Below are 21,421 nucleotides of genomic sequence, written 5' to 3'. Positions count from 1 at the left end.
TCAGCCTTTCGCGGTGCGGCGCCGGACGCTCACGAGGCGGTCGACGACGACGAGGAGGACGAACGCGAACACCAGCGCGAGAAGCGCGAAGATGACCGCGACGAAGGGGTCGGACTGCGACACCAGCAGCAGGGAGGTCTGCAGGTTGACGCGGGAGAGCAGCGAGGCGATGGTGAACTCGCCCAGCACGACGGCGACGGACAGGGCGGAGGCGGCGAGGATGCCGCGCCGGAGGTTCGGCACGAGCACCCGCCAGAACACCGTCCACCAGCCGGCGCCGAGCGACCGGGCGGCCTCGCTGAGGGTGATCATGTCGACGGCGGCGACGTTGCTCTGGATCGCGCGATAGGCGTACGGCAGCACGGTGATGCCGTACGCGAAGGCGAGCGTCCAGGCGCCGGACCCGAAGACTTCGGTCACCACCGCGTAGGTCGGAGCGAGCCCGACGACCATCACGATCGCCGGGATCATGATCGGCAGCAGGCAGATCCCCTCCAGCAGCCTCCGCAGCTTCGGGAATCGCAGTTCGACGAGCACGATCGTCGGCAGCAGCACGAGGAGCACGATCGCGACCGTCACCACCGCCAGCACGAGCGAGTTGCCGAGGCCCTGGTAGACGCGGTCGTACCGGGTGGTTTCGCCCGAGAACACGGCCACCCAGCGGTCGAGGTTGTACACGCCGGGCTTCGCGGTGCGCAGGGTGAACTCGACCATCGAGAACAGCGGGATGAGGAAGAACAGCCCGAGGAGCGTCCAGATCACGGCACGGACGACGGGACCCGGGCCGAGCCGCAGCTCGGGCGCTCGGCGGCGGACCGGGCGCGGGCGGACCGGGCGCGACTCGACCGCGCGGCTCATCGCTGCCACCGCGCCGTCCGCCGCACCAGGGCCGAGTAGCCGAGCATGACGACGACCATGACCAGCAGCATCCCGAGCGCCATCGCCCCGGCCAGGTTCGCCCGGCCCAGCACGGTCTCGCTGATGAGCGCCTGCCGGATCTGCAACGACACGATGTTGTTCGCCTGGCCGACGAGGGCCGCGGCCGTCGCGTACGACGAGAACGCGTTGGCGAACAGCAGCAGCAGACTGCCGAGGAACGACGGGAGCAGGATGGGGCCGCCCACGCGCGTCCAGTACGTCCAGCGGCTGCCGCCGAGCGTCGCCGTCGCCTCCAGCCATTGCGGGCGGAGTCCTTCTAACGCCGGCATGAAGGTGATGACCATGAGGGGGATCTGGAAGTAGAGGTACGGGAGGATGAGGCCGGGCACCGTGTACAGCCAGACGCCGTTCTCGTAGATGTTGATGTGTGCGACGTTCCGCAGCAGCACGGTCACCAGGCCCTGCGCGCCGATCGTGGCGATGAAGGCGAAGGCGAGCATGACGCCGCCGAACTGTGCGAGGACGCTGCTGGCCGAATCCACCAGGGAGCGGGTCACGCCGCCGGACCGCGAGCGGAGCAGGGCGAAGCAGAGCGCGGCTCCGGCGATCGCGCCGACGACGGCGGTCACGGCCGAGAGCCAGAACGCGCCGAAGAAGGAGCCGGCGATGGCCGGCTCGGCGAGACCGGTGAGGTTCGCCCAGGTGAAGCGGCCGGCGTCGTCGAGGAACCCGCTGCCCACCGCGACGACGGTCGGGATGGCGAGGAACACGATGACGTAGAACGCGAACGGGGTCAGCCCCAGCACGGCGGCCGCGCCCGTCCGGCGGCGGCGTGCCGGCCGCTCGACAGCGGGCCGGGCCGACGACGGCCGCCGCCGGGTCTCCGTCTCGGAGACTCCGGCGGCGGTGCGTCCGACCGCAGGCGCCGCGGCGCCTGTGACGGTCTCGGTCATCAGCCGACCGCGTTCGCCCACTTGGCGTTCAGCAGGGTGCCGGCGTCGGTGGCCTGCTTGTCGCTCATGACGGCCACCTCATCCAGCTTGCCCGGGAACTCGTCCTTGTCGAGCGTCCCGGCCTTCTCCATCGCGTCGACGCGCGCCGGGTAGGCGCCGCCCTTCAGCCATGCGTTCTGGGCGGCGTCGCTGTAGAGGTACTCCTCCCAGAGGCGCGCGGCCGCGGGGTGCGGGGCGTCCTTGTTGATGGCCTGGTTGTAGTAGCCGACGTACGCGGTGCCCGAGAGCACGACGTACTTCCAGTTCACGCCGCCGCCCTTGATGGTGTCGGAGGTGGCGTAGCCCTTCTGGTTGAACGACCAGTCGAGAAGCACCGGGGTCTCACCCGAGGCGATGGTGTTCGGCTTGCCGTCGGCGGCGTTCCAGTTGCCGGCCTTCTTCAGCTTGGTGAACCAGTCGATGCCGGGGGTCAGGTCGTCGAGCGTCCCGCCGTTCTGCAGGGTGGCGTACGCGACGGCGCCGGCCGCTGCGGCCGCCTGGGTCGGGTTGCCGTTGAGCGCGACCGCGCCCTTGAACTCCGGCTTCAGGAGGTCGTCGAACGACTTCGGAGCGGTCTTGATCTTGTTGGCGTCGTAGCCGACCGCCATGACGCCGTAGTAGCCGACCTTCCAGAGGCCGTCCTTCTCCTTCTGGTTGTCGGGGATGTCGTCCCAGCCGGTCGGCTTGTACGGCGCGAAGTACTCGGTGTTCGCGAGCGCGACCGAGGAGCCGACGTCGAAGGTGTCCGGAGCGGTGTCCTGGCCCTTGAGCTTCTTGGCGGCGTCGATCTCCTCCTGGCTGGAGGCGCTGTCCTGGCTCGGGTTGATCGTGATGCCGTACTTCTTGGTGAAGCCGTCGAAGATCTCCTGGTAGTTCGCCCAGTCGCCCGGCGTCGCGATGATGTTGAGGCTGCCCTCCTTCTTCGCGGCCGCGACCAGCGCGTCCATCCCGCCGGCCGACGCGACGTCGGTGGCGGAGTTGATCTTCGCGGTGTCTGCGGTGCTGGCGCTCGCGCCACCGGAGCAGGCGGAGAGCGAGAGTGCGACGACGGCGGCCGCGGCGGCGAAGCCGGCGACACGTGCGCGCTTGTTGATCACGGGTTTCCTCCAGTGCAAGGTGTCGACCGGGCGGAGCGCCCGGACGTGGTCACGGTAGGAAGGCCAGGCGTCCGGGCGGTCGCGTGCCGGTGACGCGGCGGTGAACGTCCGGTGTCCGGGGTTGTCGATAGGGTCGTCGCGTGGTCGAACAGGTCTCCCCCGCACTCGCACGTCGCATCGCGCTGGCCGCGCAGGGTTTCGGCCGGCCGCATCCCGACGCGGTCGGCACCCGGCAGCTCAACGGGCTGATGGACCGCCTGAGGCTGCTGCAGATCGACTCGGTCAACGTCTTCGAACGCAGCCACTACCTCCCGGCGTTCGCACGCCTGGGTGCGTACGACCGCGGCCTCCTCGACCGGCTCACGTTCGACGCGCGCAGCCCGTACACCGAGTACTGGCCGCACGAGGCCGCCTTCATGCGCACCGAGGACTGGCCGCTGTTCGCCTGGCGGATGCGCGACTACCGCACCCGGTACGGCGGTCCGGGGAGCTGGTTCGAGGTCAACGAGAGCACGGTGGAGTGGCTGCGCGGCGAGCTCGCCGCCAACGGTCCGCTGGTCGCGGGTGAGATCGAGCACGACGCCAACCACCGCACGGGTCCGTGGTGGGGCTGGTCGGAGGTGAAGCGCGCGCTCGAGCGGATGTTCCTCTTCGGCGAGGTGGCCATCGCCGGGCGCACGCGATTCCAGCGCCGCTACGGGTTGGCCGCCGACGTGCTGCCGGCGAGCGTATTGGAGCAGACCGTGAGCGATGAGGATGCGGTCCGCGAGCTCCTGCGCCGGGCCGCGGTCGCGCACGGCATCGGCACGGCGCGCGACTTCGCCGACTACTACCGCATCAAGGGCCCGCGCGTCTCCGTCGCCCTGCAGGAGCTGGAGGATGCGGGCGAGCTCGTCCCCGTCCAGGTGCCCGGCTGGGAGAGCGCCGGCCGGCTGCTGCGCGCGTGGATGCACCGCGACGCCCGCAAGCCGAGGCAGATCGAAGCGGCGGCGCTGCTGTCGCCGTTCGACCCGGTGGTCTGGTATCGCGACCGGGCGCTGCGGATGTTCGGCTTCCACTACCGCATCGAGATCTACACGCCGGCGCCGAAGCGCGTGTACGGGTACTACTCTCTGCCGATCCTGCTCGACGACGCCCTGGTCGGGCGCATCGACCTGAAGAGCGACCGCCAGGCGGGCGTCCTGCGCGTGCAGTCGGCATGGACGGAGCCGGGCGCTCCCCCGGCGACGATCGACCGGCTCCTCCCGCTTCTGGATTCGACGGCCGCGTGGCAGGGGCTGGAGCGCGTCGAGGTGGCCGAGGGCGCGCGCGGCGACCTCGCGCCGCTCCTCGCGGGCGCGCTGCGCGCGGGGGTAGGGTTCGGGGCATGACGACGTCACCACTGGACTATCTGGATCAGGACGGGGCCGACGAGGCCGACTACGAGACGCCGATGCGCGAGCTGTACGCCTACCACGACGGCGACACCTGGCTCGACGGGATCGTCACCGGGGTCAGGCCGCACGCGGCCGCAGACGGCGGCACGCTGGTGCAGTTCGACGAGCGGCTGTGGGTGCCCGCGCGCGAGGTGCGGCAGTCGGACCACTACATCGCGGTGCTGCTCAACCCCGACTCCGAGGTCTACGCCGAGGTCATCCAGTCGTTCGTCGACGGGCAGCCGAAGGACGTCATCCGCGACGTCTCGATCGTGGGCGACGACAACGTGGGCACCGAGTGGCGTCCGATCGACGAGCCGCGCACGGGCTCGCGCGTGCGCTACCGCTACACGGGCACGGCCGAGCTGCCGGTGTCCGATGAGGAGGCGACGGCATAAGCCGGCGGTTCTCCGCAACCTCGGGCGCACCCCGGGGCGATGACGGTCGTCCGCTTTAGAATCGGCGAGTGTCCCAGGTACGTCGCGTCGCTGCTGACGGCGCCCGCCTGTTCGTCTGGATACTGCTGCCCGTCCTGCTCACCGCCTGCGCGTCGGTCCTCGGCGTGATGGCGGCCGGCGATCCCGGTGCCGCTCCGACTCTGCGCTTCTGGGCCATCATCGTCACGATCGCCCTGGGCATCCTCCTGCTCGTCAAAGGCGTCCGCGACTACCTCTGGGGACGGTCCCTCGACAGCGCGCGCTACGACGCGGTCCGTGAGTTGCACAACACCCTGGGTCCCGCGCTCGACATGATGACCAAGATGGCCATTGTCGATCGCGATGAGGGCGCCGCTCGACGCGCGCTCCTGGAGAAAGTTGCCGAGGTCTGCTGCAGCGCCCTGGTCGCGATGACTCCCAAGAGCGCCGAGGTGCGGGCCGTGGTCTTCGAGCTGTCGGCGACGTCCGGGCTGCTCGAGCCGATCGCTCGTTTCGGGCGACGGGACGTTCCACGGACGTTCGACCTCACGTCGCCCGCCGGCGAGGAAATCGTGGCCTTCCTCGAGGACGCCTCGACGACAGGGGCTGAACTCTATCCCGACATCAAGAAGCACGCTCCCGTCGGATACGCCGGAGACAGGGACAGGTATCGCACGTTCATCCGGGCGCCCATCTGGGCGAACGACGTGGTCTTCGGGATGATCGCCGTCGACGCGCCCCGCAGGAAGAGTCTCGTGGACGGGGACAAGCTGCTGGCCGAACTGGTCGCCGCCGAGCTCGCCACGGCGTTCGCCCTGAACGCGCCGTGAGGGCCGGGACAATGTCGGCGCCAGGTCTTACACTGGACCCATGAGCACGCACATCGAGGTCTCCCCGAACGGGGTCGGATTCATCCGGGTGCGCACGCGCAAGTCCATCCCGGGCGAGCCCGCCGCGGCGAAGGCCGCTCGCCTTCAGTCGTGGCTCTCCGGCAGCACCGAACCCCGCCCGACCGCCGCCCCCACCGGCAGCGGCGACGCGCCGAAGTCGAAGTAAGCCGCTACGAAGTAAGCCGCTAGGCGGTGCGCCGCTGCAGGGTCAGCGCCCCGAAGACGACCGCGGCGACCGCGAACGCTCCGATGATGAGGAGCTGACCGCCGACGTAGGCGGCGTCGTGCGAGTTCGTCGCGACGGCGTTCAGCGCATCCACCGCGTGCGACAGCGGCAGCCAGTCACTGATCTCCTCGAGGCCGGCCGGGAGCTGGTCGCGCGGCAGGAAGATCCCGCCGAGCAGGATCTGCGGGAACACCAGCAGGGGCATGAACTGGACGACCTGGAACTCGGTGCGGGCGAACGCGCTCGCGAACAGTCCGAGAGTGCTGCCGAGCACGGCATCCGTCACCGCGACGGCGACCAGCAGCCACGGGTCGCCCTTCACGTCGAGCCCGCACACCCACAGCGCGTACGCCGACGCGATGAGGGCCTGCACCACCGCGAGCAGCCCGAACGCGAGCGTGTAGCCGAGGATGAAATCGCTGCGGCCGAGAGGCATCGACAGCAGACGCTCCAGGGTGCCGGTCCTCCGCTCCCGCAGTGTGGTGATCGAGGTCACCAGGAACATCACGATGAACGGGAACAGGGCGAGGATGGCCGGGCCGATGGTCTGGAACACCGGGGTGTCGGTGAAGATCCAGGCGACGAGGCCGACGAGGAGCGCGGGCACCACCAGCAGGAGCACCACGGTGCGCGGGTCATGACGGATCTGGGTGAGCACGCGGCCGGTGGTCGCGAGCGTGCGCGTGGGGTTCATGGCGTTTCCACCTCCGTTCCGCTCTCCGACTCGGCATCCGGCTCCGCTTCCGGCTCCGCGTCCGGCAGAGCATGCCGGGCGTGGTGGCGACGCAGCAGCGCGAGGAAGGCGCCCTCGGCGTCGACGGCTCCCGTCTCGGCGAGCAGCTCCGCCGGGGTCGCATCGGCGAGCACGGCCCCCTCGCGCATCAGGATGAGGCGGTCGCAGCGGCTGGCCTCATCCATCACATGGCTCGACACCAGGAGGCTGGTGCCGGCCTCGGCGAGGCGGTGGAACAGCGCCCACAGCTCGACGCGGAGCAGCGGGTCGAGCCCGACCGTCGGCTCGTCGAGCACGAGGAGGTCGGGCGAGCCGAGCAGGGCCGCGGCGAGAGAGACCCGGCTGCGCTGACCTCCCGACAGGGTCGAGACCAGGCGACCGGAGTGCTCGTCGAGGTCGGTCGCCGTGATCGCGCGGTCGACGTCGGCGCGGCCGGCGCCCAGCACCCGGCGGAAGTACTCGAGGTTCTGGCGGATGGTGAGGTCGTCGTAGACGCTGGCCGCCTGGGTCACATAACCGACGCGGTGGCGGAGCGCCGCGGTTCCGGCGGGCTGGCCGAGCACCGTCACGATGCCCGACTTGACCTTCTGCACGCCGACGACCGCGCGCATCAGCGTCGTCTTGCCGCAGCCGCTCGGCCCCAGCAGGCCGACGACCTGGCCGCGCGGGATGCGGAGGTCGAGCCCGTGCAGGACGTCGGCGCGGCCGCGCCGCACCCGCAGCCCCTCGATGGCGATCGCATCGGCGAGGGCGTCGTCGCCCGCTTCCGCGGACGTTCTCCGCGAATTCATCATGTGATGAATTATTCGCCTGTGGGAGGCTCCGCGTCAAGAGGCGCGTCCGGCGCTCCGAACAGGTGCCACTGCACGACGGCGCCGACGCGACGCGCGAGCTCCTCCCGGGGCGTCCCGGCGATGGGCTCGACCCGGAGGGCGTACCGCGTCATGATCAGGCCGACCAGCTGGCTGGCGGCGAGCTCGGCGCGCAGTTCCGCATCCTCTCCCCCGACCAGCCCCGCGAGCTTCGAGAGGACCTCGCGCAGCAGGAACTCGCGCACCATGCGCGTGCCCGGGCCCGAGCTGAGGGCGGTGCGCAGGATGACGACCATGCGGCGGCCGGACTTCTCGTCGTCCAGACGCTCCAGCAGGTAGGCGACCAGCCGCTCGCCGATGTCGTGCTGCGTGCCGGCGAGGATGAGATCCACCGCGCGGTCCGGCCGGAGCGGCGCCTCGAGCGTCGCGGTGAACAGGTCGGCCTTGTCGTCGAAGTAGTGGTGGACGAGCGCCGGGTCGACGCCCGCACGTCGGGCGACCGCCCGCAGCGACGCCGCCTCGTACCCGCGCTCGGCGAACTCCTCCGCCGCTGCACGCATGATCGACGCCCGCGCGGACCCGGCCCCGCGTTCCTTCCGCGGCCGTCCGGGACGTCGCCGCGTCGCTGCTTCGCTCACGGCCCCATTCTGCACGCCGCGGCGCAGATCGAGGGTGCTGTCCACAGCCGATGCGCTTGCTTCGAGTGTGATGAGAACGCGGTGAGAGCGCGCTTCGCCGAAGCTAGGATGAGGTCTGCGCATCTGCTCGACCCGGCGCCTGGCACACAAGGAGTTCTGCGAACATGGAATGGCTCATTCCGGTCATCATCGTCGTCGTGATCGTCGCGATCATCGGGATCTACCTGTGGGCCACCTACAACTCGCTGGTCACCCTGAAGGTCCGGGTGGACGAGGCGTGGAGCGACATCACGGTCCAGCTGAAGCGCCGTGCCGACCTCATCCCGAACCTGATCGAAACGGTCAAGGGATACGCCGCGCACGAGCGAGGCGTCTTCGAGTCCGTGACGCAGGCGCGCGCCGAGACGCTCTCCGCGCAGACGCCGGGTGAGGCGTCCGTCGCCGAGAACCACATGCAGACCGCGCTGAAGAGCATCTTCGCGGTGGCCGAGGCGTACCCGCAGCTGCAGGCGAGCCAGAACTTCCTGCGCCTGCAGGCCGACCTGGTCGACACCGAGGACAAGATCCAGGCGTCGCGCCGGTTCTACAACGGCGGGGTGCGCGAGTTCAACACCAAGATCAAGGTGTTCCCCAACAACCTGTTCGCCCGACGCCTGGGCTTCACCGAGCGCGAGTTCTTCGAGGTCGACAACCTCGCCGCGATCGCCGAGCCCCCGCGCGTCCAGTTCTAGGGCGTAGATGTACAGGGCGATCGCCAGGAACAAGCGCAACACCGTCTTCATCATCCTGCTGTTCCTGGTCCTCATCGGTGCGCTCGGATGGCTGGCGGCCTACATCTACCAGAGCTACACGATCCTCGTCGTGGTGCTCGTCGGAGCGGTGCTGTACGCGCTCTTCCAGTACTACCTGGCCAGCAGCCAGGCGCTGAGCATGTCGGGCGCGATCCCGATCCAGAAGGCGGACAACCCACGACTGTGGAACGTCGTCGAGAACCTGTCCATCGCGACGGGGACGCCGATGCCGGCCGTCTACATCGTCAACGATCCGGCACCCAACGCGTTCGCGACCGGCCGCGACCCGGAGCACGCCTCCGTCGCCGCGACCACGGGACTGCTCGACATCATGACCGACGCCGAGCTCGAGGGCGTCATGGCGCATGAGCTCGGGCACGTCCGCAACTACGACATCCGGCTCGGGATGATCGTCTTCGGCCTGACCGTGGCGATCGGCTTCATCGCCGACATCTTCCTCCGCATGGCGTTCTTCGGCGGCAACCGCAACAACAACAACGGCGGCGGCAACCCGGTCGTGCTGGTGTTCGGGCTGATCGCCGCGATCGTCGCGCCCCTGGTGGCGACGCTCGTACAGCTGGCCGTGTCGCGTCAGCGCGAATACCTCGCAGACGCCACCGGTGCAATGACGACCCGCCATCCAGACGCCCTGGCCAGCGCGCTGCTGAAGCTGGAGGCCTACGGCCGTCCGATGCAGAAGCAGAACTCGTCCATGGCCCACCTGTGGATCAACGACCCGCTGAAGCCGGGCCTCATGGCGCGCCTGTTCTCCACCCACCCGCCGATCCCTCAGCGCGTCGAGCGCCTGGAGGAGATGGGCGGCAGCTTCTAGCTTCTAGCGCCGAAGTGCACCTTGTGGCTGCTATTCCGGCGATTAAGCGACCACGACGTGCACCTCGGCGGTCAGGGGCCGAGGACGCGGCGCAGGTAGGCGTTCTCGAAGCGCCGCTCGGGGTCGAGGCGGTCGCGGACCGCGAGGAAGTCGTCGAAGCGCGGGTAGGTTGCACGCAGCGCGTCCGCATCCCGGCTGTGCAGCTTGCCCCAGTGCGGGCGCCCGTCGTGGGCGACCATGATCTCCTCGACCGCGGCGAAGTACTCGCGCTGATCCTCCCGGTAGTACCGGTGCACGGCGATGTAGCCCGTCTCGCGCCCGTACGCCGTCGACAGCCAGTTGTCGTCGGCCGCGGCGCTCCGCACCTCGATCGGGAACGAGATGCGCCATCCCTTCCGCTCGATGAGCGCCTTCACCTCGGCGAGCGCCTCGGGCACGACCTCCCGCGACAGGGCATACTCCATCTCCCGGAACCGCACCGTGCGGTTCGTGACGTACACCCGCGGCGCGTGGTCGGTGAAGTCGCGGTTGCCGGTGAGGCGCTGCGCGAGCCGGCTGAACGGCGGGATGACGGCGGGCGCGGCCGTACCGAGCGCGCATACTCCCCGATAGAGGCCGTTGGCGAGCAGTTCGTCGTCCACCCACCGGCCGACCCGCGGGAGCGGCTTCCGTTCGGCCGTCAGGGGCAGGCGCGTGTTCGTCTTGGTGAGGGCCGTCTCGGTGTGCGGGAACCAGTAGAACTCGAAGTGGTCCTCCCCCGCCGACCGCTCCAGGTACGACTCCATGGTCGCCTGCAGCGGTTCGGGCCGCTCGACCGCCTGCAGCAGGTAGGCGGGCACGCACTGCAGGGTGATGTCCACGATGACGCCGAGCGCGCCGAGCCCCAGGCGCGCAGCAGGGAGCAGCTCGGCGTTCTCCGTCTCGTCGATGTGCAGCAGCTCCCCCGTGCCGGTGACCAGGGTGAGCCCGACGATCTGCGTCGCCAGGCCGCCGAACGATCCGCCCGTGCCGTGTGTGCCGGTGGAGGTCGCCCCGGCGATCGTCTGCCGGTCGATGTCCCCCATGTTCTCGAGCCCCAGGCCGTGCGGCCGCAGCAGCCGCGGCAGCTGGTGGAGGTGCGTGCCGGCCGCGAGCGTCACGCGCCCGCGTTCGAGGTCGACGTCGCGGATGCCGTTCAGATCTTCGAGGTCGAGCTGCACACCCGGTGCCACGGCGATGCCTGTGAAGCTGTGCCCTGCGCCGACCGCTTTGACGCGCATCCCGGTCCGGTTCGCCGCCTGCACAGCGCGCTGCACGGCCTCCGCCGTCGCCGGGCGCTCCACGCGCTGCGGGCGCACCGCCTCGGTCCGACCCCAGGTGCGCCACAGGCCGCCGACCGCCGTCACAGGAAGACCTTCCCGTCGCCGCGGTACGTGGATGCCTCGCCGACGACGCGCGCCCGCCCGTCTACGGTGTCCACCAGCTGGAAGGCGTCGACGTGCTCGCTGAGCTCGCCGGACTTGGTGTGCCGCAGCCAGACGCGGTCGCCGATGCGCAGCACGCCGGCCGCGGCGCCGGTGAGCGGAGTCTGCACCTCGCCGGCCATCTCGCGCGCGACCATGCTCAGCCCGGTCGGCCACTCGACCTTCGGCATCCGGTCGGGCCCGGGAGGGCCGGAGGCGATCCAGCCGCCGCCGAGCAGGGTCGCGGTCTCGGGATTCGGCCGGCGCACCACCGAGAGGGCGAAGGATGCGGCCGGCGCCGGATGGAACGCCCGGTAGGTGTCGAACAGGTGGCCGCCGAACAGCCCGCTGCCGGCGGCGATCTCGGTGACCGACTCGTCGGAGGCGGTGAATTCGATGGAGCCCGTCCCGCCGCCGTTCACGAACTCCAGGTCGGCGATCTGCCGTACCGCGGCGACGGCCTCACCCCGGCGGCCGAGGAGCTCGTCGCGGGAGTTCTTCTGCATCCACCGCAGCGTCGCACCCCAGGCCGGCTTGCCGGGCGGGTTGTCGCCCTGGCCGGCGATCTGCGCTTCGTACCCCATCATCCCGACGAGCGCGAAGCCCGGGCGCCGCACGATCTCCTCGGCGACCGTGCGCACCGACGCCGCCGAGTGCAGCGGCGACCGGAACACGCCGACGTGACCGAGCACCGGCGCGAACCAGGAGGAGTCGAGCTCGAGGCACAGCCGGATGGTCTCCCGCTGCGCCGGCGGAACCACCGCGTCGATGAAGTCCAGGTGGGCGATCGAGTCGACCATGAGCGTGACGCGCGCGGCGAGCTCGGGTGACGCGGCGAGGCGGGCGATCGCGGCGCGGTCGGCGGTCGGGTAGCCGACGACGACATCCTCGATCGGCGGGTGCTCCGCGTCGCCCTCCGCGAGCCACAACGCCTCCGGAAGCGTGTAGGCAAGCACGCCCGCGTATCCCGGGAGGGCGAGCACCGCATCCATCACCGAGCGCACCCGCACCGACTTGGAGGCGACCCGGATGGCCTTCGCCGACCGGTCGGACGGCCCGGCCGCCCGACGCAGCAGGTCGTGGACGTTGTGCCGGAGCGCGGGCAGGTGGAGCACCGCGAGCGGAGGGTCGAGCCGCGCGGTCGCCGCGGAGAGCGACGGCCAGAAGACGTCGGGCGTCGTCCACGTCCGCTCGGACGGAGCCGGCGGAGTGGACAGGTCGAGGTCGCTCATCAGCGCACCGCTTTCACTCGGGCGACCGCGAGCGCTCCCGCGAACGCGAACACGGCCGACAGGACGAACAGACCGGCGAAGCCGCCCAGAGCCGCCACGATCATCGCGCCGAACAGGGGCGCGACCGCCTGCGGAACGGCCAGGGCGATGTTCATGATGCCGAGGTCCTTCCCGCGGCTCTCCGGGTCGGGCAGCACCTGGGTGGCGAGCGCCTGATCCACCGACAGGAAGCAGCCGTAGCCGATGCCGAGGAGCGCGGCGGCGACGATGGCGACCGACAGCTGCGGGACGAACGCGAGCAGCAGCGCTGCGACGCCCTGCACGGCGGAGGACGCGAACACGAACGCCTTGCGGCGGCCAAGACGGTCGGACAGCCGGCCGAGCACGAGCGAGGCCACGATCACGAACACCATGTAGACGAGGATGAGGATGAGCAGATCGTCGTCGGCGTTGGGGTCGCGCAGCCCGAACTCGAGGAAGTAGAGCAGCAGCGACGTGCCGAACGCGTTGCCGAAGTTGACCAGCACGCGGCTGAGCAGCGTCCAGCCGAAGTCGGGATGCTCGCGCGGGCTGATCCACAGGCCCTCGATCACGCCGCGGAACGACATCCGCTCGCGCAGCTCCACCGGCAGCACCGCGTCCGGCAGGAATAGGAACGGCAGCACGAGCACCACCAGCAGCACCGCCATGGCCGTGTAGCCGACGAACGCGCCGACGAAGACATAGGTGACCAGGGCGACGCCGAGGATGATGCCGATCGCCTGGGGTGCACTGATCCAGCCGCTCACGTAGCCGCGCTGGTCCACTGGCACCTGGTCGCTGATCGTGGCAGTCAGCGCGGCGGTGAGGATGCAGAAGCCGGTCAGCGCGAGCGACCAGAACACGCCCATCCCGACCATGGTGGTCTGCAGCCCGAGCAGCACCAGCGAGACGGCGAAGACCACGGCTCCGGCGGCGATCCACGGACGGCGGCGGCCGAAGCGGCTCGTCGTGCGGTCGGAGAGAGCCCCGGTCAGCGGGTAGGCGACGATGGCGCACACGCCCGAGATGCCCGAGATGACCCCGAAGGCGATCACGTTGTCCACCCACCAGTCGGAGTGCAGCTGCGCCTGCACCTGGTCGGGCAGGAGCTTCTGGATGGGCGCGAGCTGCGCCATCCACACGCCCAGCCAGGCGACGGCGAAGGCGGCGATCCACCGTCCGGGGACCTTGCGCACCGGCTCGGCGAAGACCGCCGGCGTCGTCGTGTTCGTCATCGTGCACCTGCGTTCGTCGAGGGGGCGGGGGTGTGGTGCGTGGTGCGGTGGTGCGGTTCGGAGGCCGGGACGGCGAGCGCGGCGAGCGCGTCGGCCGCCACATCCATCACGGCGGCGGCTGCCGCGTCGTCGCGGGTGACCAGCCAGCCGACGGTGAGCCCGTCGGTGAAGGAGACGAGGATGCGGGCGATCTCGTCGAGCGGACGCGTCCACTCGTGACCGGCGAGACGCGCGGTCTCGGCGGCGGCCTGCGCCGCGACCTCGTGGTAGCGCGCGTACTGCCGGCGCGCGAGCGGTTCGAATCCGGGCTCGCGGAGTGCCCATTGGGTCAGCTCGAACATGGCCTTCTCGCGGCCGGGATCGGCGCGGACGCCGTCGAAGTAGTGCTGAAGGCCCGCGCGAACGGCGTCGCGCATCCCTCCCCCGCCTGCGTCGGCGGTGAGCGCGGGCGCGAGGTCGGTCTGCTCGCTGCCGACGGCCGCCTCGATCAGCTCGGCCATCAGCTCGTCGCGCGAGGCGAAGACGTAGTGGAAGCTGGCGAGCGGCATGCGGGCCTCGGCGACGATCCGGCGGGTCGTCGCGGCGGCGACACCGTCGCGGGCGATCACGCGCAGGGCGGCCTGGACCAGGGCGGTGCGACGGTCTGCGACCGGGATGCGCGTCATCCGGACTCCTCGGGCTCCACCCGGGCTCCGTCGCACGGGAAGAAAAGTGGGACAGTTGACCCAGATCACAGTATGCCGCAAATCCGGGCGATTCGTTTGACACCGGCCACCCGTACCCCCTGGAATGGGGTGGAATGCGGGGATTTACGAGCGACGTGTCACCACCAGTCCGGCCACGGGGGTCGCGCCGACTGGTGTCGGTCGCTGCCGTCGCAGCGCTCGCCGTCCTCCTGCTCAGCGCGGCCGGCCTGATCGGCGCCGCTCCCCCGGCGACCGCGTCGCCGCCCCCACCCGGCGCATCGGCGTCCGCATTCGCAGCATCCGGTTCCACCGCAGCATCCGGCTCCACCGCAGTCCACTCCTCCGCAGCCTCGTCCGCTGCAGCCTCCTTCTCTTCCGGCTCCGGCTCATCGCCGGCGTCCGCTGCTGCGCGCCCGGCGGCCGTTCCGACGCCGTCGGCCGTCTCGCCGACGGACACCTCGTCACCGTCCGACACCCCGACCCCGACGCCGACGCCCAGCCCCGTGAGCATCGACCGCCTCCCGGACCTGGTGCGCAGCTTCCCGCTGGCGGTCTCGGGCACGGCGACGCCGACCGACACGATCTCCGTCTCGGCCGGCTCCTCCCCCGGAAGCGCGCAGAGCTGCACCGCCACGGTGGATGACGATGGCGACTGGCGCTGCACCCTCGCCTCGCTGCCCGATGGTCCCGGCGTCTCCGTCCGCGCCGAGTCCACCCTCAGCGGGTCCGACAGCGCCCGGGTGGATGTGCTGCACCCGCCCGTGATCGCCGGGACCGGCGTCGTCTCGACCGGCGGCAGTGTGCGCGGGACGGCCTACCCCGGCGCGAGCGTCACGGTCACTGCCGATACCGGCGCGAGCTGCACCTTCCCCGTCGACGCGAACGGCGGCTGGGCGTGCGTGCTCAGCGGCTCGTTGCCCGACGGACGCCACACCGTGACGGCGACGCAGACGGCTCCGTTCTCGTCGCAGTCGTCGGCGGCCAGCGGGCGGGTCACGATCGATGTGGACCGCACGGCTCCCGCCGCCCCGGGCATCACCTCCCCACCCAGCGGCACCTCTGTGCTCGCCGGCACGGCAGTAGCATTCGGTGGCACGGGCGAGACCGGCGCGCACGTGACCCTCTACGCGACCACCGCCCAGGGCACGACCGTGGTCTGCACCGCGGACGTCGCCGCCGGCGCATGGTCGTGCCAGGGCGCCCTCCCCGAGGGCGCGTACACGCTCTCCGCCCTGCAGCGGGATGCCGCGGGGAACGTGAGCGCTGGGAGCAACGCCGTCACCCTCGGCGTCACGGCGGCCACCACGCCGTCCACACCGTCGCCGACGCGCACGCCGACCCCGACGCCGACCCCCGCGGTGCCGGTGCCGCCCGCCGCCGGTGGCGGGACGGGTGCCGGACCACTCCATCCCGACACCCGCGGGTGGATCGCGACGCCCTTCTCCAACGCCTCCGCACCGGTCGTGACGGCGGCCTCCCTGCCCGGGTGGATGCGCTCGGTCGGTCTCGCCGTCGCCGCACTTCTCCTGCTGGTCCTGCCGGCGCGGCTGCTGACCGCAGCGCTCGCCCGTGGTCGCGCAGCCCGCGCGGATCGGGAGCGCCGCCGCGTGTCCGTGTTCGGGCGCAACCGGCCGCGTTCCGACGTCGCGGAGGCCTCGGCGCTGTTCGGGGCGGCGGCGCGATCGGAACGCGCTCGGACGGGTCACAACGGGGACGCCGTGCCCTCGTCGCCGTCCGTGCGGGCTCAGCCGCGCTGGCTCGTGCCCGTGGTGGGGATCGCCGCGGCGGTGCTGGTGACCCTCTCGACGCCGCTCTCCGACCCGGGAGCGTATCTGCGGGTGCTGCTCGCGATCGGGATCGCCGTCGCCGCCGTCAACGCGGTCTGGGTGCTCGCCGGTCGCGCCCTGGCGCCGCATTTCGGCCTCCCCGTGCCGCGGATCACTGTGCGGCCGGAGCTGCTCGTCGTGGTCGCGGTCGCGGCGTTCGGCTCCCGCCTGCTCGGACTGTCGCCCGCTCTGCTGTTCGCCCTCGTGCTCGGGCTCTCGATGGCGCCGCACGCCGGCCGCGCGCGCCGCGGCCGGATCGCGGCCGTGCAGATCTCGGCCGTCGCAGCACTGGGCGTGCTCGCCTGGCTCGCGGTGGGGCTGCTCCCCACGCCCACCGGGGCGTTCACCGCCTTCCTGGTCGAACTCGTCAACGCACTCGCCCTGATCGGCATCGGCTCGGCCTCCGTCATGCTGCTCCCCCTCGGCGGGCTCGCGGGCCGTGCCGTCGCCCAGTGGTCGCGCTGGCTCTGGGGCGGGCTGAGCCTCGTCGTGTACACCGTCCTGTTCGCCCTGCTCCTGCCCGTGGCATCCCTCGTCGAACGGGGTGTCGGCGTGATCGTCATCGTCGGTGTTGCGGCCGGCTTCGCGGCGGCCAGCGTCGCGGTGTGGCTGTGGGAGCGCTACGTCGCGCCGGCCCTCGACCGCACGGTGCCGTAACCGGCGTCAGGATGCGCTGAGCGCATCCACGTAGAACCAGTCGCGCCCCTCGCGCGCGAACCGCGAGACCTCGTGGAGACTCCCCCGCTCGCTGCCCTTGAAGTACGCGACGAACTCGACCACGCCGTCCCGGTCGAACGGACCTCCGCGCTCGGTGCGCTCGATGTCGAGGCGGTACCAGCGGAGCCCGGGGTCGAGCTCCAGCTCGTCGGGTCGCGTGGACGGATGCCAGCTGCGGAGCAGATACGCGGCGTCGCCGAGGGCGAAGGCACTGAACCGGGACCGCATCAGCCGCTCCGCGGTCGGGGCCGGCTCGCCGCGGTGCAGCGGACCGCAGCAGGCGTCGTACGTCTCGCCGCTCAGGCAGGGGCACCGGGTGGTCACGCATCGAGCCTAACCGGCCGCGCTGAGCGTGGTGGAGGCCCGGCCGGAGCCCGCGTCGGGGGATCCCGGGCACCGGCCGGACCGAGGACACCTCACCAGAAAGGGTGTCTGCGACGAGTGTGCCGCAGAACCTTGGAGAAGGACTCCGGAACGGCTGAAGGAGTTCGCAGACGCGGCGTGAGGCGGCGACGGTGTAGCGTTGATCGCATGGAAGGTCTGCTCATCGGATTCATCTGGCTCGTCGTGATCGTCGGCGGCGGGATCGCCGCAGCCGCGATCGTCCAGATGGTCAAGTCGCCCTACCGCGACCGCTAGACCGCGACCGGCGGCCGTCCGCGCCGCCCGTCGGCCCGCTGCACCACCGGCCCCCATAGCCCAATCGGTAGAGGCAGGCGACTTAAACTCGCCCGAGTGTGGGTTCGAGTCCCACTGGGGGTACTCGACCGCTCTGTGTGCCTCAGAATGACGAGTGAGAGCAGGTCACTATTGTGTAGGGGCCCGTCGAGGTCTGTTGGTCGACGATCTTCCCATTGATCGTGATGGCACACGAGATCGAGTCGCCGTCGCCCGCTTGAGCAAGCACTACGTACGCGTTGTACCTTCCCGTGATCGGGAGGGTGACGCTCCACGGGATGCTGGCGCCTGCGACCTGCGACTGGGAGAAGGCTCCGTTCGGGATGCTGTAAGTCACACTCGAGGCCGAGGTTCCGCTTCCCCAGACCGAGTACTGCACGGTATCCACGGGAGGCGGAGCGGGAGCCGGGACGGGTGTCGGCGTCGGCGTCGGCGTCGGCGTTGCGGCCGAGAACCTCAGGGAGACGATCTCGCCGACTTCGGCTTCCGCCGACGCTCCCGGGTCCTGCCCGATGACGACGTCGTCCTCGCCTCCGGGGACGCTGCCGTCGACGACGGCGAACCCGTTGCGCTGAAGCAGCGCGCGCGCATTGGCTCGAGTCATCCCGACAACGTTGGGAACAGCTGCCGTTTCAGCTTCCTCGACCGGAGTTGTGGGTTCACTGGATGGTGCAGCCGCAGCAACGCTATGTTGTCGCGGTGGTGGATTGAATGCCGCACGAGCGGTGGCGATCGACACGGGAACACCGAGGGCGACGATCAGCAAAGCAATAAGCGCGGCGGCGACGACGACGATGGTATTTGCCCGCTTTCGACTGGCGTCACGATCCCGGGGGCGTCGTGGCGGCCTAAAGGGAATCAAGCCATCGCCGCTCATGCGCACACTCTATCGACGCAAGTCGAGAGATCCTCAGTCCCAAGATGGGGGGTGGCATAGGACATCTGATGGGCCCAAACGCCGAAGGCCCGGTCCCCTGAGGGGACCGGGCCTTCGTGCGGTGTTCGCTCCGCGAACTACTTCGCGGTGACCTCCGCCGGCTGCTTCTCGGCAGCGGGCTTCTTGCGGGCCGGAGCCTTCTTCGCCGGCTCCTCCGGAGCGGCCTCGACGGCCGGCTTCGGGCGGGCGGCGAACTCCTCGAAACCGGCGCGCGGGTGCTGCACGGCCTCGAGGGAGACGATGTCGCGTCCGAGCCAGAAGTTGTTCCACCAGCCCCAGATGACGCGCCACTTGCGCTCCCACGACGGCATGGCCAGGCCGTGGTAGCCGCGGTGCGCGAGCCAGCCGATGACGCCCTTCATGGCGATCTTGCCGGACTGGAGCACGCCGACGCCGACGCCGAGGCCCGCGACCGCGCCGAGGCTCTTGTGGTAGTACTGGCGCGGCAGCTCACCGCGCAGCGACGCCACGATGTTCTTCGCGAGCAGCTTGCCCTGGCGCACCGCGTGCTGGGCGTTCGGCACGCAGTAGCCGCCGACACCCGCACCGGTCAGGTCGGGGACGGCCGAGACATCGCCGGCGCCCCAGGCGTCCTCGACGATCTCCTCGTCGGTGCCCACGCGGAGGTCGGCACGGACGCGGAGGCGGCCGCGCTCCTCGATCGGGAGGTCGGTGTGACGCACGATCGTCGGGTTCGCCATGACACCGGCGGTCCAGACGATGAGGTCGGTCTCGAAGCTCTCGCCGGTCGACAGCTGGATGACGCCGTCCACCGCGCTGGTGAGCTGCGTCTCCAGGTGGATCTGCGCCCCCCGCTCCGCGAGGTTCTTGATCACCCAGTGGCTGGTCTTGAGCGACACCTCCGGCATGATCCGGCCCATGGCCTCGATCAGGTGGAAGTGCGTGTCCTCGAACGACAGCTCCGGGTAGCGCTTCAGCAGCGTGCTGGCGAAGGAGCGCAGCTCGGCGAAGATCTCGATGCCGGCGAAGCCACCGCCGACGACCACGACGGTGAGGAGGCGGTCGCGCTCCGGGCCGGCCGGCATCCCGGCGGCCTTGTCGAAGTTGGTGAGGAGCTGGTCGCGGATGTACACGGCCTCCTCGATGTTCTTCAGGCCGACCGCCTGGTCCGCGACACCCGGGATCGGGAACGTGCGCGACACGGCACCCGCCGTGACCACGACGATGTCGTACTCGAACTCGTACGCCTCGCCGACGGGCGGCTGGATGGTCGCCACCTTGCGTGCGTGGTCGACGTACGTGACCTTCGCGGTGATGATGTTCGTGGTCTTGAGGTGGCGGCGGTGCGCGACGACCGCGTGACGCGGCTCGATCGAACCCGCGGCGACCTCCGGGAGGAACGGCTGGTACGTCATGTACGGCAGCGGGTCGACCATGGTGACCTCGGCCTCGCCCGGGCGGAGCTGTTTCTCGAGCTTCCACGCGGTGTAGAAGCCGGCGTATCCGCCGCCGACGATCAGGATTTTGGGCACAGTGAAGCGTCTCCTCTAACCGATAAGTTTGGGCCTTACATTACTCCTTGCTGCGCATCCGCCTGAAATGCGACCAGACGCCGACGCCGCCGAGGGCGACGAGAGCGAGAAAGCCGGCAATCAGACCGAACGGCAGCCAGAATGCGGTGAGGACGCTCCATTGCGGCCAGAAGAACCGATTCCATGGTAGCGCGCGCTCGGGGGTCAGTTTCGCCGGGACGGGCGCGGCCTGCGGATCGCCGCCCGGAGCGGGGGTCGACGGCGCAGGCGTCGAGGGCGATTCCGCCCGTCGGTGGATGCGGATCCAATCGCCGAGATCGCCCATCGGATTCGCGGTGACATGCGAGACGGAGGCCGTGACCGCGGCCGCCGCATCCAGCAGTCCGTAGCCGTAGATCGGGCTCGGCACGGTGCCGCCTGCGGGTTTCGCTGTGCGAATGATCCGCTCGATCACATCCGGGGCCTTCAGCTCGGGATGCGCGGCGCGCACGAGCGCGACAGCGCCCGACACGAGCGGCGCGGCGCCGCTGGTGCCCGCCCACTGCACGTACCCTCCGCCCGGGTTCGCGCCGACGAGCTGCTCGCTCGGCGCCGAGACGCCGATCGTGATGCCCTGGGCGGACGCGTCGAAGCTGGCCTTGCCCGCCCGGTCGACCCCGGCGACGGTGAGCACGCCGGGGATGGTCGCCGGCGCCCCGACCTCGCTGGTGCCGCTCCCCCGGTTGCCCGCCGCGGCCACGATGACCACGTCGTGCGAGAAGGCGTACTGGAACGCCTCATCCCAGCTGGTCGGCCAGTCGAGCGTGTTGCGGGTCAGCGACATGTTGATCACCGACGCGCCGTTGTCGACCGCCCAGCGGACGGCCTCGGCGATCTGCTCGTCGCTGCCGACCGGTCCCATCGCCTTGCCCAAAGCGACGGACGCGCTGAGGATGGTGGCGTCCGGCGCCGCGCCCAGCACGCCGCTGTCCGGCCCGGTCCCCCGGCCAGCCAGCAGGGAGGCGACCCAGGTGCCGTGGTTGGCGCTCTCCGCGTCGCCGAGCGGCTTCTGGCCGGAGGCGGCGCCCACCCCGGAGACATCCGTACCGCCGACGACAGCGCCGGCGAGGTCGGGCACGGAGCCGTCGACGCCGGTGTCGATGACGGCGACCTTCACTCCCGCGCCGCGGGTCGTGTTCCAGGCCTGGGCGAAGCCGTAGTCGTTCAGCCAGTACTCGAGGTCGCGCACCTGGTCGGCGCGGGCGGCCGTGGCGGGGACGAGGGTGGATGCGATGGCGAGCGCGGCCGCGGCGATGGAGGCGAGGCCGCGGGCCGGGTGGGTGCGGGCCGTCCGGGTGCGAGCGCCGCGCGGGCGGACCGAAGCCGCCGGGCCGCCTGCGGCGACTCGGGGCTCACGTGCGGCCGACCGCCGCATCCGGTCCCCCACCAGGCGT

At 70.8% G+C, this 21,421-nt stretch carries 20 protein-coding genes, 1 tRNA gene and 1 pseudogene; 8 read left to right on the top strand and 14 right to left on the bottom strand.

Translation table 11 applies throughout. From position 1 onward, the window contains the following. Genes BLR91_RS05400 through BLR91_RS05390 form a run of 3 tightly spaced genes read right to left on the bottom strand, consistent with a single transcriptional unit; the run spans nt 1 to nt 2,968 of the window. Nucleotides 1-867, bottom strand: coding sequence for an ABC transporter permease (locus BLR91_RS05400; RefSeq protein ID WP_089876551.1), 867 nt, complete (start codon nt 865-867; stop codon nt 1-3). Next, nucleotides 855-1,853 (bottom strand): ABC transporter permease, encoded by a 999-nt coding sequence (locus BLR91_RS05395; RefSeq protein ID WP_020077223.1) that lies wholly within the window; start codon nt 1,851-1,853, stop codon nt 855-857. Before BLR91_RS05395 ends, BLR91_RS05400 begins: the two co-directional genes overlap by 13 nt. Continuing rightward, a complete protein-coding gene (locus tag BLR91_RS05390; RefSeq protein ID WP_089876553.1) occupies nt 1,832-2,968 on the bottom strand; it encodes an ABC transporter substrate-binding protein in 1,137 nt (378 codons plus the stop codon). The genes BLR91_RS05395 and BLR91_RS05390 overlap by 22 nt, the downstream gene beginning before the upstream one ends. A 140-nt stretch (nt 2,969-3,108) precedes the next feature. Between BLR91_RS05390 and BLR91_RS05385 the strand changes: the two genes are divergently transcribed. From BLR91_RS05385 to BLR91_RS05370, 4 genes are all read left to right on the top strand, one after another. Continuing rightward, nucleotides 3,109-4,338, top strand: coding sequence for a winged helix-turn-helix domain-containing protein (locus BLR91_RS05385; RefSeq protein ID WP_089876555.1), 1,230 nt, complete (start codon nt 3,109-3,111; stop codon nt 4,336-4,338). Beyond that, on the top strand, nt 4,335-4,781 hold the full coding sequence (locus BLR91_RS05380) for a hypothetical protein (protein WP_089876557.1): 447 nt from the start codon (nt 4,335-4,337) through the stop codon (nt 4,779-4,781). Before BLR91_RS05385 ends, BLR91_RS05380 begins: the two co-directional genes overlap by 4 nt. Nucleotides 4,782-4,849: 68 nt before the next feature. Continuing rightward, nucleotides 4,850-5,629, top strand: coding sequence for a hypothetical protein (locus tag BLR91_RS05375; protein ID WP_089876559.1), 780 nt, complete (start codon nt 4,850-4,852; stop codon nt 5,627-5,629). A gap of 40 nt (nt 5,630-5,669) precedes the next feature. Continuing rightward, nucleotides 5,670-5,855: a hypothetical protein gene (locus tag BLR91_RS05370; RefSeq protein ID WP_089876561.1), complete on the top strand. Its 186-nt coding sequence runs from the start codon at nt 5,670-5,672 to the stop codon at nt 5,853-5,855. Between the two features lie 19 nt (nt 5,856-5,874). Here the strand turns inward: BLR91_RS05370 and BLR91_RS05365 are convergent, their stop codons facing one another. The 3 genes and pseudogenes from BLR91_RS05365 to BLR91_RS05355 all read right to left on the bottom strand — a co-directional run bounded on the left by BLR91_RS05365 (nt 5,875) and on the right by BLR91_RS05355 (nt 8,098). Further along, the gene (locus BLR91_RS05365) at nt 5,875-6,609 is read right to left on the bottom strand and encodes an ABC transporter permease (RefSeq protein ID WP_089876563.1); all 735 of its coding nucleotides are present in this window, start codon (nt 6,607-6,609) and stop codon (nt 5,875-5,877) included. Between the two features lie 304 nt (nt 6,610-6,913). Next, nucleotides 6,914-7,439: pseudogene (locus BLR91_RS20465) on the bottom strand (ABC transporter ATP-binding protein); the annotation flags it as partial. Nucleotides 7,440-7,450: 11 nt separating this feature from the next. After that, the gene (locus BLR91_RS05355) at nt 7,451-8,098 is read right to left on the bottom strand and encodes a TetR/AcrR family transcriptional regulator (RefSeq protein WP_231918825.1); all 648 of its coding nucleotides are present in this window, start codon (nt 8,096-8,098) and stop codon (nt 7,451-7,453) included. A 164-nt stretch (nt 8,099-8,262) separates the two neighbouring features. On the opposite strand from BLR91_RS05355, the gene BLR91_RS05350 reads away from it, so the two are divergent. Both BLR91_RS05350 and BLR91_RS05345 read left to right on the top strand, forming a co-directional pair. After that, the gene (locus tag BLR91_RS05350; RefSeq protein ID WP_018191575.1) at nt 8,263-8,829 is read left to right on the top strand and encodes a LemA family protein; all 567 of its coding nucleotides are present in this window, start codon (nt 8,263-8,265) and stop codon (nt 8,827-8,829) included. Between the two features lie 7 nt (nt 8,830-8,836). Then, nucleotides 8,837-9,721, top strand: coding sequence for a M48 family metalloprotease (locus BLR91_RS05345; RefSeq protein ID WP_089876569.1), 885 nt, complete (start codon nt 8,837-8,839; stop codon nt 9,719-9,721). Between the two features lie 71 nt (nt 9,722-9,792). Here the strand turns inward: BLR91_RS05345 and BLR91_RS05340 are convergent, their stop codons facing one another. The 4 genes from BLR91_RS05340 to BLR91_RS05325 are packed head-to-tail and all read right to left on the bottom strand — an operon-like array spanning nt 9,793 to nt 14,316. Continuing rightward, entirely contained in the window at nt 9,793-11,106 is a 1,314-nt protein-coding gene (locus BLR91_RS05340) for a D-arabinono-1,4-lactone oxidase (RefSeq protein WP_089876571.1), read from the bottom strand. Then, complete coding sequence (locus tag BLR91_RS05335) at nt 11,103-12,395, bottom strand: amino acid deaminase/aldolase (RefSeq protein WP_089876573.1); 1,293 nt, start codon at nt 12,393-12,395, stop codon at nt 11,103-11,105. Before BLR91_RS05335 ends, BLR91_RS05340 begins: the two co-directional genes overlap by 4 nt. Beyond that, nucleotides 12,395-13,651: an MFS transporter gene (locus tag BLR91_RS05330; RefSeq protein WP_020077215.1), complete on the bottom strand. Its 1,257-nt coding sequence runs from the start codon at nt 13,649-13,651 to the stop codon at nt 12,395-12,397. The genes BLR91_RS05335 and BLR91_RS05330 overlap by 1 nt, the downstream gene beginning before the upstream one ends. Then, complete coding sequence (locus BLR91_RS05325) at nt 13,648-14,316, bottom strand: TetR/AcrR family transcriptional regulator (RefSeq protein ID WP_089876575.1); 669 nt, start codon at nt 14,314-14,316, stop codon at nt 13,648-13,650. The genes BLR91_RS05330 and BLR91_RS05325 overlap by 4 nt, the downstream gene beginning before the upstream one ends. Nucleotides 14,317-14,510: 194 nt before the next feature. Here BLR91_RS05325 and BLR91_RS05320 point away from each other — a divergent pair, with 194 nt between their 5' ends. Then, a complete protein-coding gene (locus tag BLR91_RS05320) occupies nt 14,511-16,820 on the top strand; it encodes an Ig-like domain-containing protein (RefSeq protein ID WP_089876577.1) in 2,310 nt (769 codons plus the stop codon). 6 nt (nt 16,821-16,826) lie between these two features. Here BLR91_RS05320 and BLR91_RS05315 read toward each other — a convergent pair whose 3' ends face one another. Continuing rightward, complete coding sequence (locus BLR91_RS05315; RefSeq protein WP_089876579.1) at nt 16,827-17,204, bottom strand: YchJ family protein; 378 nt, start codon at nt 17,202-17,204, stop codon at nt 16,827-16,829. Between the two features lie 364 nt (nt 17,205-17,568). On the opposite strand from BLR91_RS05315, the gene BLR91_RS05310 reads away from it, so the two are divergent. Beyond that, nucleotides 17,569-17,642 (top strand) — tRNA-Leu (locus BLR91_RS05310). A gap of 19 nt (nt 17,643-17,661) precedes the next feature. On the opposite strand, the gene BLR91_RS05305 is transcribed toward BLR91_RS05310, so the two are convergent. The 3 genes from BLR91_RS05305 to BLR91_RS05295 form a co-directional block, all read right to left on the bottom strand. Next, nucleotides 17,662-18,435: an MmpS family transport accessory protein gene (locus BLR91_RS05305; RefSeq protein WP_089876581.1), complete on the bottom strand. Its 774-nt coding sequence runs from the start codon at nt 18,433-18,435 to the stop codon at nt 17,662-17,664. A gap of 137 nt (nt 18,436-18,572) precedes the next feature. Next, nucleotides 18,573-19,988 (bottom strand): NAD(P)/FAD-dependent oxidoreductase, encoded by a 1,416-nt coding sequence (locus BLR91_RS05300; RefSeq protein ID WP_018191586.1) that lies wholly within the window; start codon nt 19,986-19,988, stop codon nt 18,573-18,575. A 40-nt stretch (nt 19,989-20,028) separates the two neighbouring features. After that, on the bottom strand, nt 20,029-21,414 hold the full coding sequence (locus BLR91_RS05295) for a S8 family peptidase (RefSeq protein WP_231918824.1): 1,386 nt from the start codon (nt 21,412-21,414) through the stop codon (nt 20,029-20,031). Nucleotides 21,415-21,421: the final 7 nt, after the last annotated feature.

The organism is Leifsonia sp. 466MF (genome assembly GCF_900100265.1).
Classification (GTDB): domain Bacteria; phylum Actinomycetota; class Actinomycetes; order Actinomycetales; family Microbacteriaceae; genus Leifsonia.
This window is presented reverse-complemented; position numbering and strand designations above follow the sequence as displayed.